Below are 404 nucleotides of genomic sequence, written 5' to 3' on the forward strand. Positions count from 1 at the left end.
AGACGAAGCTCTTGCGCTCGCAAACGAGAATAGCTATTTAGTTTGTCTAAATATTCTTGTTCATTATCAAATGTAAAATGATCAAGTTTGTTTGTTAAATAACCTGTTCTACCATTACATTCTATAATCTCATGAACCATTCTATCTGATTTATATTGAGATTTAGATTTTTTAAAAATTCGAACAGCTTTATCATTTTGCATGCCCGAATATTTTATATGTTTTTTATTAAAAAAAAATTTTCGATAAACAAAATATGCATCAAAAGTAGGTTGCTGATTAAAAACCGAAACAATTTCTTTTTTTAATTCAAGTGGGATTCCTTCATCTGCGTCAAAAAAAGTAACCCAATCATTTTTTGCCAAAGAAAGTCCATAATTACGTTGATTCGTAAAATTATCAAA

1 protein-coding gene is annotated in these 404 nt (G+C 27.7%); it reads right to left on the minus strand.

What is annotated here, in order from left to right:
* A partial coding sequence (locus QWI17_RS16715; protein ID WP_302723665.1) for a glycosyltransferase family protein occupies nt 1–365 on the minus strand: 365 nt, incomplete at its 3' end.
* Nucleotides 366–404 lie beyond the last annotated feature (39 nt).

The organism is Gilvimarinus gilvus, from assembly GCF_030518155.1.
Taxonomy (GTDB): Bacteria; Pseudomonadota; Gammaproteobacteria; order Pseudomonadales; family Cellvibrionaceae; genus Gilvimarinus; species Gilvimarinus gilvus.